General features: G+C 64.0%; 10 protein-coding genes and 1 pseudogene. 6 read left to right on the top strand and 5 right to left on the bottom strand.

Annotated features, from left to right (window positions below; translation table 11 throughout):
• The first annotated feature begins 109 nt into the window (after window positions 1–109).
• Entirely contained in the window at window positions 110–1972 is a 1863-nt protein-coding gene (locus IAE36_RS12185; RefSeq protein ID WP_201212631.1) for an acetyl-CoA hydrolase/transferase family protein, read from the top strand.
• A gap of 79 nt (window positions 1973–2051) precedes the next feature.
• On the opposite strand, the gene IAE36_RS12180 is transcribed toward IAE36_RS12185, so the two are convergent.
• A complete protein-coding gene (locus IAE36_RS12180; RefSeq protein ID WP_028632914.1) occupies window positions 2052–2624 on the bottom strand; it encodes a xanthine phosphoribosyltransferase in 573 nt (190 codons plus the stop codon).
• A gap of 65 nt (window positions 2625–2689) precedes the next feature.
• Complete coding sequence (rep, locus tag IAE36_RS12175) at window positions 2690–4699, bottom strand: DNA helicase Rep (protein WP_028632915.1); 2010 nt, start codon at window positions 4697–4699, stop codon at window positions 2690–2692.
• A 291-nt stretch (window positions 4700–4990) separates the two neighbouring features.
• On the opposite strand from rep, the gene IAE36_RS12170 reads away from it, so the two are divergent.
• The gene (locus IAE36_RS12170) at window positions 4991–6649 is read left to right on the top strand and encodes a putative bifunctional diguanylate cyclase/phosphodiesterase (RefSeq protein WP_201212629.1); all 1659 of its coding nucleotides are present in this window, start codon (window positions 4991–4993) and stop codon (window positions 6647–6649) included.
• Here the strand turns inward: IAE36_RS12170 and IAE36_RS12165 are convergent.
• On the bottom strand, window positions 6646–8007 hold the full coding sequence (locus IAE36_RS12165) for a NorM family multidrug efflux MATE transporter (RefSeq protein WP_201212627.1): 1362 nt from the start codon (window positions 8005–8007) through the stop codon (window positions 6646–6648). The two genes, IAE36_RS12170 and IAE36_RS12165, sit on opposite strands and share 4 nt — an antisense overlap.
• Before the next feature lie 157 nt (window positions 8008–8164).
• Between IAE36_RS12165 and IAE36_RS12160 the strand changes: the two genes are divergently transcribed.
• The 3 genes and pseudogenes from IAE36_RS12160 (at window position 8165) to IAE36_RS24065 (ending at window position 11145) form a co-directional block, all read left to right on the top strand.
• On the top strand, window positions 8165–9091 hold the full coding sequence (locus IAE36_RS12160; RefSeq protein ID WP_201212625.1) for a LysR substrate-binding domain-containing protein: 927 nt from the start codon (window positions 8165–8167) through the stop codon (window positions 9089–9091).
• Window positions 9092–9246: 155 nt separating this feature from the next.
• Window positions 9247–10290 (top strand): annotated as a pseudogene (locus tag IAE36_RS24070) (Cache 3/Cache 2 fusion domain-containing protein); the annotation flags it as partial.
• The gene (locus IAE36_RS24065) at window positions 10285–11145 is read left to right on the top strand and encodes a methyl-accepting chemotaxis protein (protein ID WP_442967451.1); all 861 of its coding nucleotides are present in this window, start codon (window positions 10285–10287) and stop codon (window positions 11143–11145) included. The pseudogene IAE36_RS24070 and the gene IAE36_RS24065, both read left to right, overlap by 6 nt.
• Window positions 11146–11185: 40 nt before the next feature.
• Here IAE36_RS24065 and hglS read toward each other — a convergent pair whose 3' ends face one another.
• On the bottom strand, window positions 11186–12580 hold the full coding sequence (gene hglS, locus IAE36_RS12150; protein WP_201212621.1) for a 2-oxoadipate dioxygenase/decarboxylase HglS: 1395 nt from the start codon (window positions 12578–12580) through the stop codon (window positions 11186–11188).
• Window positions 12581–12709: 129 nt separating this feature from the next.
• On the bottom strand, window positions 12710–13603 hold the full coding sequence (locus tag IAE36_RS12145) for a LysR family transcriptional regulator (RefSeq protein ID WP_201163787.1): 894 nt from the start codon (window positions 13601–13603) through the stop codon (window positions 12710–12712).
• Window positions 13604–13737: 134 nt separating this feature from the next.
• On the opposite strand from IAE36_RS12145, the gene amaB reads away from it, so the two are divergent.
• Window positions 13738–15228, top strand: a complete 1491-nt coding sequence (gene amaB / locus IAE36_RS12140; protein WP_028632922.1) for an L-piperidine-6-carboxylate dehydrogenase — start codon at window positions 13738–13740, stop codon at window positions 15226–15228.
• Window positions 15229–15339 lie beyond the last annotated feature (111 nt).

Genomic DNA, 15339 nt, shown 5'->3' with positions numbered 1-15339 from the left:
CCGCCGATGGCGGGTTTTGTTTTTGTGGGGTGCTGCAACGCCACGGCAACCAATGCTGCCAGCCTTCTGTCCAACCCCGTGAATCCATGGGTGACTCAGGAGGCCCCCGATGCACCTCTGCTCTGTCGAACATGCCGTCGACCAGGTGCTGTCGCGCCTGCCGGCCCATATCCACATGGGCCTGCCGCTGGGCCTGGGCAAGCCCAACGCGTTCGTCAACGCCCTCTATGCCCGGGTGCGCGAGCTGCCCGAGCGGCAGCTTACCCTCTACACCGCGTTGTCCCTCGGCCGGCCACCGCTGGGCGATGGCCTGCAAAGGCGCTTTCTCGAACCCTTCGTCGAGCGTGTCTTCGCCGACTATGAAGAGCTCGATTACCTGGCCGACCTGCGTAACGACAGCCTGCCGCCGAACATTCGTGTGGAGCAGTTCTTCATGCAGCCGGGCAGCCTGCTGAACAGCGAGCCGGCCCAGCAGGACTACGTCAGTAGCAATTACAGCCACGCCGCCCGGGACATCAACGCCAAGGGCCTGAACCTGATCGCGCAACTGGTGGCCGCCACGCCAGAGCGGCCTGTGCACCTGAGCCTGGCCTGCAACCCCGACATCACCTTGGACTTGCTGCCCATGGTCGAGCGCCGGCGTGCAGCAGGCGAAACCATCCTCATGCTCGGCCAGGTGCATGCCCAACTGCCCTACATGCCAGGCGACGCAGAGCTGCCGATGGATGCCTTCGACCTGCTGTTGGATGAGGCCGAGCAGCGGCGCCTGTTTTCCACGCCCAACATGCCGGTCAATACCCAGGACCACTGCATTGGCCTGCACGCCAGCAGCCTGGTGCGCGATGGTGGCACCTTGCAGATTGGTATCGGCGCCATGGGCGACGCGGTAGCGGCGGCGCTGCTGGCGCGCCAGGGCGATAATGCCGCCTATCGTGAGGCACTGGATGCACTGGGCGCCGCCGCCTGGCAGCCGTTGATCGAGCGGGAAGGCGGTATGGCCCCGCTCGATGAAGGCCTTTACGGTTGCAGCGAGATGTTCGTCAACGGCCTGCTGGAACTGGCCGATGCGGGCCTGCTGCGACGTACTGCAGACGAGCAGGAGGTGGTGCTGCACGGTGGGTTTTTCCTTGGGCCCCAGTCGTTTTACCAGCGCCTGCGTGACATGCCCCTGGAGCAGCGTGCACGGTTTGCCATGACGGCCATCAGCTTCGTCAACGAACTGTATGGCGATGAAGCCCTGAAGCGTCGCCAGCGCCGTGATGCGCGGTTCATCAACACGGCATTCGGCATGACCCTGCTGGGCGCCGGTGTGGCGGACCAGCTGGAAGACGGGCGCGTGCTCAGCGGGGTAGGCGGGCAGTACAACTTCGTCGCCCAGGGCCATGCGCTGGAGGGCGGCCGCTCGATACTGCTGCTGCGCAGCTGGCGTGAGGCAGGTGGTGAGGTCACCTCTAACCTGTTCTGGCGCTACGGCCACTGCACCATCCCCCGGCACCTGCGCGACATCGTGGTCACCGAGTATGGGGTTGCCGACCTGCGGGGGCACACCGACAGCGAGGTGATTGCGCGGTTGCTGGCCGTGTGCGACTCACGCTTTCAGCAGGCGCTGATGGAGGAGGCGAAAAGCGCTGGCAAGCTGGCCAAAGGTTTCCAGCTGGACACGCGCTTCACGCACAACACCCCTGAACGCCTTGAGGCGGTTCGCGCACAGCACAGCCAGCTGTTTGCCGAATACCCGCTGGGTACCGACTTCACCGATGTGGAGCAGGACCTGCTGCGGGCACTTGGCTGGTTGAAGAGCAAGTTCAAGCTGAGCGAAGTGCTGGCGCTGGGCAAGGCAACCCTCGATGCGCCCGGGCCGGAAGGTTATGAGGCGCATCTGGCGCGCATGGCGCTGGAGCAGCCCGACGGCCTGAAAGAAGACCTTTACCAGCGCTTGTTGCTGGCCGCCCTCGCCGCCACAGCGGCCTAGAAATGCGCCGTGCCCGGTCGGTGTGGGGGCACCCGCGAACACCGGCGGGGCCGGTGCCAGGCGGCGCTCGAGCAAGGCCTTACTCGATGAACGTCACCACGCCACCGGCCAACGACTTCACCCGCGCCAGCGACTCGACGCGATAGCCCTGGCTGTCCAGTTCGGCACGCCCACCCTGGAACGACTTCTCGATGACGATGCCCAGGCCAGCCACGGTTGCTCCGGCCTGCTTGATGATCGAGATCAGTGCCTGCGACGCCTTGCCGTTCGCCAGGAAGTCATCGATTACCAGCACGCGGTCGTTGCTGTTGAGGTGGCGGGGCGAAATGGCCACGGTGTTCTCGGTCTGCTTGGTGAACGAGTAAACCGATGCCGTCAGCAAGTTCTCGGTCAGCGTCAGCGACTGATGTTTGCGGGCAAAGATCACCGGTACGCCCAGTTTCAAGCCGGTCATCACCGCCGGGGCAATGCCCGAGGCTTCGATGGTGACGATCTTGGTCACGCCGGCGTCGGCGAACAGGCGGGCGAACTCGTCACCGATCAGTTGCATCAGCGCGGGGTCGATCTGGTGGTTGAGAAACGCATCGACTTTGAGAACCTGATCGGAAAGCACGATGCCTTCTTCGCGAATCTTCTGATGCAGTGCTTCCACTATGGTATTCCTCGATGTAACAAAGGTGGCCGCAAACAGCGGCAGCGTTTAAGAGTAATGGTTGATCAGCGTTTGAGCATTGCCCGGATGTCGGCCAGGGCATTGTTGCCGCGTGCGGCCTTGACCTCGACCGGGGCATCGTCCAGGCCTTCCCAGGCCAGGTCTTCCGGGGGCAGTTCGTCGAGGAAGCGGCTGGGCGTACAGTCGATGATTTCCCCGTACTGCTTGCGCTTGGCGGCAAAGGTGAAGGCCAGGGTCTGGCGCGCGCGGGTGATGCCCACGTAAGCCAGGCGGCGCTCTTCCTCGATGGTGTCGGCCTCGATGCTGGAGCGGTGCGGGAGGATTTCTTCCTCCATGCCCATGATGAACACGTACGGGAACTCCAGCCCCTTGGACGCGTGCAGGGTCATCATCTGCACACCTTCGGCGTTTTCTTCCTCTTCCTGCTGGCGCTCGAGCATGTCGCGCAGCACCAGCTTGCCGATGGCGTCCTCGATGGTCATGTCACCCTCTTCGTCCTTCTCGAGGGTGTTTTTCAGTGCGTCGACCAGGAACCAGACGTTGCTGATACGAAACTCGGCCGCCTTGTCGCTGGCGGTCTGCTGGCGAATCCAGTTTTCGTAGTCGATGTCGCGGATCATTTCGTGCAGCGCGGCAATCGGGTCGTCCAGCGCGACCTTCTGGCGCACGCCGTCCAGCCAGTGCTTGAAGCGCTGCAGGCGCTCGGTGTAGCGGGCATCCAGGTGCTCACCCAGGCCAAGCTCCTCGCTGGCGGCGTACATCGACGTGCCGCGTTCGGTGGCATAGTTGCCAAGCTTTTCCAGGGTGGTGGAACCGATCTCCCGGCGGGGGACGTTGATGACCCGCAGGTAGGCGTTGTCATCGTCCGGGTTCACCAGCAGGCGCAGGTAGGCCATGAGGTCCTTGACCTCCTGGCGACCAAAGAAGCTGTTGCCACCCGACAGGCGATAGGGCACCTGGTGGTGCTGCAGTTTCAGCTCGATCAGCTTGGCCTGGTAGTTGCCACGGTACAGGATGGCAAAGTCGCTGTAGGGGCGGTCGGTGCGCAGGTGCAGCGTGAGGATTTCCATGGCCACGCGCTCGGCTTCGGCTTCCTCGTTCTTGCAGCGGATGACGCGGATCTCGTCACCTACGCCCATTTCGCTCCACAACTGCTTCTCGAACGCATGGGGGTTGTTGGCGATCAGCACGTTGGCGCAGCGCAGGATGCGGCTGGTGGAGCGGTAGTTCTGCTCCAGCATGACCACTTTCAAGGAGGGGTAGTCCTCCTTGAGCAGCATCAGGTTTTCCGGGCGCGCGCCGCGCCAGGCGTAGATCGACTGATCGTCGTCGCCCACCACGGTGAACTGGTTGCGCATGCCGATCAGCATCTTCACCAGCAGGTACTGGCTGGCGTTGGTGTCCTGGTATTCGTCCACCAGCAGGTAGCGCACGCGGTTCTGCCAGCGTTCCAACACCTCGGGGTGCTCCTGGAACAGCTTTACCGGCTGCAGGATAAGGTCGTCGAAATCCACCGCGTTGAACGCCTTGAGCGTGCGCTGGTAGTGGGTATAGACGATGGCGGCGGTTTGCTCACGCGGGTTGCGCGCCTTTTCCAGGGCCTCGGGTGGCAGGATCAGGTCGTTCTTCCAGGCACCGATCATGTTCTTGATCTCGTCGATGCCGTCGTCGCCGGAGTACTCCTTCTGCATGATGTCCGACAGCAATGCCTTGATGTCGGACTCATCGAAGATCGAGAAGCCTGGCTTGTAGCCCAGCTTGCCGTGCTCCTTGCGGATGATGTTCAGGCCCAGGTTGTGGAACGTGCACACCGTGAGCCCGCGGCCTTCCCCTGGGCGCAGCAGGGTCCCGACCCGCTCTTTCATCTCGCGGGCGGCCTTGTTGGTGAAGGTCATCGCCACGATGTACTGGGCACGGATGCCGCAGTTCTGGATGAGGTGGGCAATCTTGCGCGTGATCACGCTGGTCTTGCCCGAGCCTGCACCGGCGAGCACCAATAGAGGGCCGCCGACATAGTCACGGGCTTCCTGCTGCCGGGGATTGAGTCGGGACATGCTAGAAACCGGGGGTCGCCAGAAAATAGCCGCGCATTCTATCAGGCATGGGCCTATTGTGGCGCGACCGTCTGACGCGCGAGTCAGACTTTTGCAGCATCATTAGTGGCACTAATGGTTGCAGCTGAAAAAATCGTATTTGCCGGGTGGTCAGGATTCGCGCACGATGCACGACAAAATACGTCGGAATGACATCACACAAGAACATGTTTAAAAGTGAAAATCATTTTCATTAAATGCAGTAATATGGCCACCGTTCATCGTTGCACCGTAAAGCTTTAAGGAGCCCCCTTGCCTACGCCTGTCGAACCTCTGCGTTTGCTGCTGTTGGCCAATGAGCCGGAATGGGCCACTTTGCTGCACGCGTGCATGCCTGCCTTGCGCGGTACAACCGTGCTGGTAACGGCACCCAGCTGGGAGGCGGTCGACAGCCTGTTCAGCCAAGACCGCCAGGCGATCGTGCTGGCAACCCCGGCCCTGTTGCCGGCAGCGGGCCGGTGCGAGCTGCCCACCATCTTGTTGCTGAACGACGAACCTGAAACGGTGCCAGCGGGTGTCAGCGATTGGCTGGTCAGTGACCAGCTCAGTGCCCATACCTTGCGCCGCTGCCTGCGCCATGTGCGCGAGCGGGGTGTACTGGTGGCCACCTTGCAGCGCCTGGCAGAGCAGGACCCCCTCACCGGTATAGCCAACCGTCAGGGTTTCCAGGCGCTGCTCACTGCTCGCCTGGCCGAAAACGAAGGCCGCGGCCTGGCCCTGGGCCACCTGGACCTGGACAACTTCCGCCACGTCAACGATGCCCTGGGCCACCAAAGCGGGGACAGGCTGATCCTGCAGGTGGTCAACCGCCTGACCCACCAGCTGGAAGCCGGCGACCAGCTGGCGCGGCTGGGCAGTGACGAGTTCGCCCTGCTCATCGACACCCGCCGCGACCCCAAACGCGCCGAGTGGATGGCCGAACGCATCATCGAGGCGCTGGCCGAACCTTACTGGATCGACGGTGAAAGCCTGCTGCTGGGCTGTAGCCTGGGCCTGGCACATGCCCGCGCCCAAGGTGGGGCCGACCCGCTGATGTGGCACGCCCACATCGCCATGCGCCAGGCCAAAGGCAGCCAGGGCTGCACGTACCATGTCTTCAACGAGCGCATAAACCGCAATGCCCGCAGCCTGGCAGACCTGGAGAGCGAGCTGCGCCGTGCCCTGCGCCGCGATGAGCTGGAGCTGCACTACCAGCCGCGGCTGAACCTGGCGGACGGCCACATCGTTGGCCTGGAGGCCTTGGTACGCTGGCGTCATGCCGAGCGTGGCCTGTTGCCCCCCAGCGAGTTCGTGCCGCTGGCCGAGCAGAGCGGCCTGATCGTGCCGTTGGGCTACTGGGTCATCGCCCGTGCGCTTCGGGACATGCAGGCGCTGCGAGCGGCCGGGCTGGAGCCGCTGCACATGGCCGTCAACCTGAGTTTCCGCCAGTTTCAGGACAGCCAGTTGCTGGCCACCTTGAGCCGGCTCATTCAGGAATATGGGGTCGATGCCCGCTGGCTGGAATTTGAACTGACCGAAACGGCCGTGATGCGCCGCAACGAGCTGGTGCGCCAGACCATGGACGCCTTGGGGCGCCTTGGCGTGCGCTTCTCGCTGGATGACTTCGGCACCGGGTTTTCGTCATTCGTGCACCTCAACAGCCTGCCCATCGCCCTGCTCAAGGTGGACCGCAGCTTCGTCGCCGAGATGGAAATGCGCGAAGAAAACCGCAAACTGGTGCACGCCATGATCAACCTGGCCCACAACCTCAACCTGGAGGTGGTGGCTGAAGGGGTGGAAAGCGACGAGCAACTCGGCTTGTTGCGGGGCTTTGGCTGTGACCAGGTGCAAGGTTTTCTGGTCAGCAAGCCATTGCCCGTGGACGAACTGATGGTGTTCCTGTTGCAGTGCCAGCAGGCCGAGGCCGGCTAGCCGGCTTTACCCAGCAGGCGCTTCATTCGCCATTCAAAGCCGAACGTAAGCGCCACTGCTGCACACGCCAGGCCCAATGCCAGGCCCCACCAGACGCCGACCGCGCCGCCGCCCAGGGTAAAGGTGAACAGCCAGGCGCTTGGCGCGCCCACCAGCCAATAGCACACCAGCCCGATCAGGAACGTGGTCTTGGCGTCTTTCAGCCCGCGGATCGAACCCATGGCGATGGTCTGCATGCCGTCGAACAGCTCGAACCAGGCAGCCACCATCAACAACTGCACGGCCAGCTGGAAGATCGCCGAGAACGCAGGGTCATTCCGGTCGATGAATAGCCCCACCAGGGCGTCGGGCAGCAGCCAGAACAGCGCGGCGAAGGCGAACATGATCAGGCCCCCCAGGCCGATGCCAATCCGCCCGGCGCTGCGGGCTGCCAGCAGGTTGCCCGCACCGAAGTACAGGCCCACACGCATGGTCACGGCGTAGGAAAGGCCGGTCGGCACCATGAACGCGGTGGACACGATCTGCAGGGCGATCTGGTGCGCCGCCAGCTCCGTGCTGCCCAACACGCCCATGCACAGCGCCGCGAATGCGAACAGCCCCACCTCCACCATGTAGGTGCCTCCAATCGGCAGGCCCAGCCGCCACAGCTCGCGCAACGCCGGCAGCGACGGGCGGGACAGGCCTTTGCGCAGTGGGTAGGCGGCGTAGGCCGGGTGCCAGCGGATGTACAGCGCCAGGGCAATGGCCATGCCCATCGACACCACGGCAGTTACCAGCCCGATGCCCATCAGGCCGAGCTTTGGCAGGCCGAACATGCCTTCGATCAAGGCAACGTTCAGCAGGTAGTTGAGCACCGTACCCACCAGGCTGATGACCATCACCGGTGCCGAACGGCCCAGGGCGCTGGTAAACCCGCGCAACGCCATGAATGTGAGGTAGCCGGGCAGGGCCAGGGGTAGCAGGGTCAGGAACTCGGCGGCCGAGGCCACGTTCTCGGGCTTTTGCCCAAATAGCAGCAGCGCAGGCTCCAGGTTCCACAGCACCAGCGCCGCAAACAGCGCCAGGCCCCATGCCAGCCACAGGCCGTTCTGGGCCAGGCGCGTGGCCCCTTCGATGTCGTTGCCACCCTTGCGGATGGCCACCAGGGTGCCGACCGCCGCGATCACGCCCAGGCAGAAGATCGACACGAACGAGTAGCTCGCCGCACCCAGGCCGCCACCGGCCAAGGCCTGTGGGCTGATGCGGGCCATCATCAGGGTGTCGGTGAGTACCATCAGCATGTGCGCCAACTGCGAGGCGATCAGCGGGCCTGCCAGGCGCAGCAATGCCTTGAACTCGGTAGTGGGGGCGACGTGCATGGGGCGGTCCTTGGTGATGACAGGCGGGAACGAAGGGCGATTCTGAGGCCTGGGTCAGCTTTGCACAAAAGGATAAATGCGATCATTGGCATGAGTCTGACTCATGCATGTAAGCTTCCTGATCATTCGCCCCAAGGGCCCGTGTGCCAGGAGCCTCATGCAACGCAAGCTGCCTCCCCTCTATGCCCTGCGCGCATTCGAAGCCGCGGCGCGGCTGAACTCGTTCACCCGTGCCGGCGAAGAACTGTCCATTACCCAGAGCGCAGTCAGCCGGCACATTCGCACGCTGGAGGATCACTTTGCCTGCCGCCTGTTCATGCGCAGTGGCCGCAGCCTGCAACTGACCGAAGCTGCACGGGTGTTGCTACCGGGTGTGCGCGAAGGCTTTGCCGCGCTTGAGCGTGCCTGTGACACGTTGCGCGGTGAAGACGACATGCTGCGCATGAAGGCGCCGTCCACCCTGACCATGCGCTGGTTGCTGGCCCGGCTGAGCCGCTTCCGCCGGCTGCAGCCTGGCAACGAAGTGCAACTGACCAGTGCCTGGATGGACGTGGACCATGTGGACTTCAACCAGGAACCCTTCGATTGCGCGGTGCTGCTGGGCGATGGGGTATTCCCGGCAGAGTGGGAGGTGCGCAAGCTGTTCCCCGAACTGCTGGTGCCGGTGGGCGCACCCGGGCTGCTGGATGAAGGGCCCTGGACCGCGGCGCGCCTGGCGAGCAGCGAGCTGCTGCACCCTACGATGGACAAGCGCGACTGGCGGGTATGGCTGGAGCGCCTGGGCCTGGGTGGCAAGGTTTCGCTCAAGGGCGGGCAGGTGTTCGACACCCTGGAACTGGGCATGATTGCGGCGGCCCGTGGCTACGGTGTTTCTATCGGCGACCTGATGATGGTGGCCGAAGATGTGGCGCAGGGGCGCATGAGCCTGCCATGGCCGACAGCGGTACCCAGCGGCATGGACTACTACCTGGTATGGCCGCGCACACGGCCGGGCGGCGAGCGGCTACGCCGCCTGAGTGCTTTTCTGCAAGCAGAGGTGGCTGCCATGGCGCTACCCGAGGTGGCGATATTGCCAGCCCTTTGATTGCGAGCGGTATATCCCGGCCCGGCACTCAAGTATTCAGCAGCGACGCCGATCAAGTGGCACCAGCGTCCCGGAAGAGGGCGCGCTTCCCGTCGAATAGAAGCGGGCGGTCAGCGTGATCAGGATGATCCCGGCCTCTTGCCAGGAGCTTCCCCATGCCTCAACCGCGTGCCCGAATTGCCTCGCAACTCGGTATCGCCCTCGCCATCGTGCTGGCGCTGGTGATTTCCGGCAGTACCCTTTTTGCCCTGCGTTCACTGGACGATGCCAACCTCGCCACGCGCCAGGCCCACCTGGCCAGTGAGGCGCGCTTGCTGGCCGACCAGCTTGACACGTTCCATGGCTCGCTCACGGACAATACCCAGCGCCTGAGCGGCCTGTTCGAGCGCCGCTTCGCATCAGGGCTGTCGCTGCATGCAGGGCAGACCGTGCAGGTTGCAGGCCAGGCAACGCCGGCCCTGTACCTGGGCGATCAGCTGTTGAACAACGACTTCCAGCAGGTAGACGACTTCCAGCAGATGACTGCCGGTATCGCCACGGTGTTTGTGCGCAGCGGCGACGATTTCGTGCGCATCAGCACCAACCTGAAGAAACAGGACGGCAGCCGCGCTATCGGTACCCAGCTCGACCGCCAGCACCCGGCCTACGCCAAGCTGCTGGCCGGGCAGATGTACGTTGGCCGCGCCGTGTTGTTCGACCGCAACTACATGACGCGCTACGTGCCGATGACCGACGGCAATGGCCGAGTGATCGCAGTGCTGTTCGTGGGTTTCGACTACACCGATGCGCAGAATGCCCAGTTCGCCAACCTCAAACGCTTCCGCATTGGCCAGACCGGTTCGTTGGCACTGCAGGATGAAAAGGGCCAGTGGCTGGTGCCGCCGGCCAATGCCGAGCAACCGCTGTACAGCGCCACCGCGCCCTTTGCCGAGGGGCCCTGGACCGTGGTTGCGAGCATGCCGCTGGCGGAGATCCGCGAGGTGACCTGGAGCGTAGGCCTGCGCCTTGCCGTCGGCAGCCTGCTGGCCATGCTCATGGCCGTGGTTGCCACGCCGTGGTTGCTCAGGCGCAAGCTGCGCCCGCTGGACGACCTGGTGCGCCAGGCCGAAGCGCTCGGGGCAGGTGACCTGAACGCACGGCTGAACGTGACCAGCCACGACGAAATCGGGCAGTTGGCGCGCAGCTTCAACAAGATGGGTGAAGCCCTCTCGAACATGGTCGAGCATATTCGCAGTGCTTCCGAGCAGGTCAGCACCCGGGCCCGTTCGTTGTCTGGCCTCTCGGCTGGCGCCTGCGAGGGCATGGACCAGCAATCAGGCGAAATCACCAGCATGGCAGGCGCGGTGGAAGAGTTCAGCGCCACCTCCATGAACATCGCCGACAACATGGCGGGCACCGAGCGCTTGGCCCGCGACAATGCCCAGCAGACCCGCGTGGGCCGCGGTGCCATGGAAGAAGCGTCGCACTCGCTCACGCAGATTGCCGATGCCCTCGGTGGTACCGCCACGGTGATGAACAGCCTGGGTGCGCGTTCGCAAGAGATCGGCAGCATCATCAGCGTCATCACCGCCATCGCCGAGCAGACCAACCTGCTGGCCTTGAACGCTGCCATCGAAGCGGCCCGTGCCGGTGAGCAGGGGCGCGGCTTTGCAGTGGTGGCTGACGAGGTGCGTGGGCTGGCAGCGCGAACTCGCCAGGCCACGGATGAAATCTCCGGCATGATCACCAGCATCCAGCAGCAGACCGGGCACGCCATCACCACGCTGGAGCAGAGTAACCAGCTGATGCAGGACGGCCTGGCGCGCAATGGCAAGGTCGCGCAGGCGCTCGCCCGCATCGACGAACAAAGCCGGGCGGCGGGTGAGCAGTTTGCCGTGATCAGTACGGCGACCCAGGAGCAGAGCAGCACCGCGACCGTGCTGAGCCGCAACTTGCAGAGTATCGCCCAGGCCAACGGTGAACAACGCGAGGTGGCCAACGAGTTGGCATTCACAGCGCGGGAGCTGGAAGGGCTGGCAGCGCAGCTGCGTCAGGAAGTGGACCGCTTCCGCTGAAACGGTGGGGCGCCCCAGGCGCCCCCTTCGATCTGCTGCCTTACAGCGATGCCAGGCTCAGCGCCTGCGCACAGGCCTGCAGCGAGCGGCGCTCGCTTTGCGCGTACAGCGCCAGCTCATCCTGCACCTGCAACCCCAGCGCCGCTTCGAAGGCCGCACGGTTGGCGTTGCTGCCGTACTCGGCCTGGGCATCGTCGCCCAGGTTGGACTGGAAGATCCCGGCGGCGCTTACGGGCAGGAAATCCTCGTACACCAGTGCCTCGAAATGCACGTGGCCTGCTTCGATCAGCCCTTGCAAGGTCGTGGACCTGCCTTGTTGATCGCGCGCAGCCAGGCCTTTCTCGGTAGCGAAGTAGCGGAAGTACGCCAGGCCCTGTTCACGCATCTGCGCCAGGTCGTCCGGGAAGGCGGCGAAGGTGTCGGTGAGCATTGCCATGTACTGCGCGGCATTGGCCTCGGCGGGTGCGCCACCCAGTGCGGCGCGGGTGGCGTCGAGCAGCTTGTCGTAGAGCTGGCGCCCCTTCGGCGTCAGCGCCGCGCCACGTTGCTCGATTTCCCCAAAGCGCGCGGTGTGGCTGCCTTCGCTACCGTGCTGGCCGCTGAATGCGACCTTTTCCTGCAGGGCCTTGAAGCTGGTCTGGCGCAGCAGGATAGGGTGGCGGCGGGGCGGGGGCCCTTCGACCACGGCCTTGGGTGTGATGCCCTTGGCCGGCATGCCGAGCTGGATGGCATCGATGTCCAGGGTGCGCGGGGTGAGGTGGTTGATATGCGGGCCCTTGAACGCCACCACATCGGCAATCAGGCGGTGCTGGTCGTGCAACTGCTGGTACTGTTCGGCGGTGACGGTGGCGTCCCGGTGCCAGCGGAAGGTGTGCAGGGCTTCCTGTACGAAAGCCTGGGCATCTGCGGCGTTCAGGCCGCCATCGCGTTCATGCTGCTCGATCAGCTGGAGTGCGCGGGGGGTGAAGATCTGGCGTTTGGCCAGGATCCCCTGGGCCATTTCGCGCAACTGCAGGTTGTCGATCAGCTCCAGGCGCAGCAGCGAAGTGAAAACGCGGAACGGGCTGACGTGCAAAGACTGCTCATGCACGGCACGGAACGCGGTGGAATGCACGGGCACCCCGGCACTGCTGAGGTCGTAGTAGCCCACCGGCTGCATGCCCATGACCGCAAACAGGCGGGCGATGGTCGCCAGCTCCTGGGCCGTACCCACCCGGATCGCACCGTGGCGTTCATGGTCCAGCCGCTCGATTTCCCCCGTCCAGCGCAGGGCCTGCGCCACGTCTGGCTGCTGGGCCATGACCTGCTGGTTGATTTCGCTCACCAACGCCAGCAGCGTGCCGTACAGTGGCACTTCCTGTTTGTACATGAGCGACATGGCGGCAGAGAACTGCGCGCGGATGCTGTCGGGGCTGACGAAATCGTGGGCGGGCATCGCTAGCTTCCTGGTTTGGTTTGGACACTTACATGAAAACTGGGAATGCACCGCGCTCACAAGCGAAAAAAAGTGAATGGGTCATTCCTTTTTTGATCGACCTAACGGCGCGGGCTTGTCCTCAATCACTCAGCAAGCCTGAAGCTGCTCGCCAATCCATTCCACCAACGCCCGCACCTTGGGCACCTCTGCGGCATGCTCGGCATACGCCAGGTAGTGTGCCCCCGTGCTGCGCATGGCATGGCGCCACGGCACCACCAGGCTGCCTTCGGCCAGTTCCTTTGCTGCCAGGTAACGCGGCACCAGCGCCACCCCACACCCTGCCTGCGCTGCGCTCAATGCCATGTAGAACGTATCGAAACGCGGGCCGTGGTAGGCACTTACACTCTGCAGGCCCAACTCGTCGAACCATTCGTGCCAGGCTTCGGGCCGCGAAGTGCTCTGCAACAGCACCAGGTCAGCAAGCTGCGCCGCGTGCTCAAGCGTGCGGCCGGCCAGCAGTTCAGGCGCGCACACCGGCACCACCTCTTCGCGGAACAGCTCCACGCAGGTGGCCCCCGGCCACGTACCCTGGCCGTAGAAGAACACCACGTCCGCCGAGCCCTGCAACAGGGCGAACGGTTCCATTTCGTTGCGGATGTCCAGGTGGATGTTGCTGTGCCTTTTGCCAAAGCCCTTGAGGTGAGGGATGAGCCAACGCACGCCAAAACTCGGTTGAGTGGCTACCTTCAATATTTCGGTCTGCTCGCCATAGGTGAGCACGTAGCGGCTGGACATATCCACCTGGGTAAGAATCTTGTTCACTTCGGCCAGGTAAAGGCTGCCCGCCGGCGTGAGCTGCAGGCGCCGGCGGATGCGCAGGAACAGGTGGTGGCGCAACAGGTCTTCGAGCTGCGCCACCTGTTTGCTGACGGCACTCTGGGTGAGGTGCAGCTCTTCGGCAGCGCGGGTGAAGCTGAGGTGACGGGCTGCAGCTTCGAAGCACTGCAGGGCGGTCATGGAAGGCACCAGGCGTTTTGACATAGCGTTCTCAGTGGCTCAGATCATTACCTGGGGGAATGATATGCGGAATAAAGGTCGTTTGTTGCACCGAAGTGATCGGATTAATACTGATCCACATCATTTTCCAACCTGTCATCCGATGTAGGAGTACACCAATGGTTGCCGCACTGCTCGAGCGCCTGGGGGTTGCCGCCGAGGCTCATACCCAGGGCGATTACCCTGTTTACACGCCCATCGATGGCAGCCAGATCGCCTCGGTGAAACTGCTCGGCAAGGCCGAGACCGTGGCCTGCATCGATCACGCCCAGCGTGCCTTCGAAGCCTGGCGAAGCGTCCCGGCCCCACGCCGTGGCGAGCTGGTGCGGCTGTTCGGCGAAGTGCTGCGCGAGCACAAGGCCGACCTGGGTGAGCTGGTGTCGATCGAAGCGGGCAAGATTACCCAGGAGGGCCTGGGCGAAGTGCAGGAAATGATCGACATCTGCGACTTCGCCGTGGGCCTGTCGCGCCAGCTGTACGGCCTGACCATCGCCTCCGAGCGCCCGGGCCACCATATGCGCGAAACCTGGCACCCGCTGGGTGTGGTAGGGGTAATCAGTGCCTTCAACTTCCCCGTCGCCGTCTGGGCCTGGAACACGGCCCTGGCCCTGGTGGCCGGTAATGCCGTGCTGTGGAAGCCGTCCGAGAAAACCCCGCTCACTGCCCTGGCGTGCCAGGCATTGTTCGATAAAGCCCTGAAGGCGTTTGGCGACGCCCCGGCAGGCCTGGCCCAGTTGGTGATCGGTGGCCGTGAAGCTGGCGAGGCCATGGTCGACGACCCGCGTGTGCCGCTGGTCAGCGCCACCGGCAGTACGCGCATGGGGCGTGAAGTGGGCCCGCGTGTGGCGGCCCGGTTTGGCCGCAGCATTCTCGAGCTGGGTGGCAACAACGCCATGATTCTGGCCCCGAGCGCCGACCTGGACCTGGCGGTGCGCGGTATTCTGTTCTCCGCTGTGGGCACTGCTGGCCAGCGCTGCACCACCCTGCGCCGCCTGATCGTGCACCGCTCGATCAAGGACGAAGTGGTTGCCCGCGTCAAAGCCGCCTACGGCAAGGTGCGCATCGGCGACCCGCGCAAGGACAACCTGGTCGGCCCACTGATCGACAAGCTGTCGTTCGACGCCATGCAGGGCGCGCTGGCCAAGGCGCGCGACGAGGGTGGCCAGGTGTTTGGTGGCGAGCGCCAGCTGGCCGACCAGTACCCCAACGCCTACTACGTGTCGCCTGCCATTGCCGAAATGCCGGCGCAAAGCGACGTGGTACGCCACGAAACCTTCGCCCCGATCCTCTACGTGCTTGCCTATGACGACTTCGAAGAGGCCCTGCGCCTGAACAACGAAGTGCCACAGGGCCTTTCGTCGTGCATTTTCACGACGGATATCCGTGAAGCCGAGCGCTTCCAGAGTGCCTCGGGCAGCGACTGCGGCATCGCCAACGTCAACATCGGTACCAGTGGCGCCGAAATTGGCGGTGCATTTGGCGGCGAGAAGGAAACCGGTGGCGGGCGTGAATCGGGTTCTGATGCCTGGAAGGGCTACATGCGTCGCCAGACCAACACGGTCAATTATTCCCGCGAATTGCCGTTGGCCCAGGGGATTGTGTTCGACTGAGGCTGTGATGCAGCGTGACCGGGGGCTGGGCCCCCGTATCGCGGGCAAGCGCGCCCTTACAGCATCTCTGCTGCCCGCGAATGGGCTGTGAAACAGCCCCAACAAGAACAA

This window comes from Pseudomonas sp. S36 (assembly GCF_016647875.1).
In the GTDB taxonomy this organism is placed as follows: domain Bacteria; phylum Pseudomonadota; class Gammaproteobacteria; order Pseudomonadales; family Pseudomonadaceae; genus Aquipseudomonas; species Aquipseudomonas parafulva.
The sequence above is the reverse complement of the archived record's forward strand: the minus strand, read 5'-3'. Positions and strand labels throughout refer to the sequence as shown.

Bases quoted from the DNA above. Each gene is read 5' to 3' on its own strand.
- IAE36_RS12185 (WP_201212631.1), top strand. From the start codon at position 110: ATGCACCTCTGCTCTGTCGAACATGCCGTCGACCAGGTGCTGTCGCGC.
- rep (WP_028632915.1), bottom strand. From the start codon at position 4,699: ATGTCCCGACTCAATCCCCGGCAGCAGGAAGCCCGTGACTATGTCGGC.
- IAE36_RS12165 (WP_201212627.1), bottom strand. From the start codon at position 8,007: ATGCACGTCGCCCCCACTACCGAGTTCAAGGCATTGCTGCGCCTGGCA.
- IAE36_RS12160 (WP_201212625.1), top strand. From the start codon at position 8,165: ATGCAACGCAAGCTGCCTCCCCTCTATGCCCTGCGCGCATTCGAAGCC.
- IAE36_RS24065 (WP_442967451.1), top strand. From the start codon at position 10,285: ATGGGTGAAGCCCTCTCGAACATGGTCGAGCATATTCGCAGTGCTTCC.
- hglS (WP_201212621.1), bottom strand. From the start codon at position 12,580: ATGCCCGCCCACGATTTCGTCAGCCCCGACAGCATCCGCGCGCAGTTC.
- IAE36_RS12145 (WP_201163787.1), bottom strand. From the start codon at position 13,603: ATGTCAAAACGCCTGGTGCCTTCCATGACCGCCCTGCAGTGCTTCGAA.
- amaB (WP_028632922.1), top strand. From the start codon at position 13,738: ATGGTTGCCGCACTGCTCGAGCGCCTGGGGGTTGCCGCCGAGGCTCAT.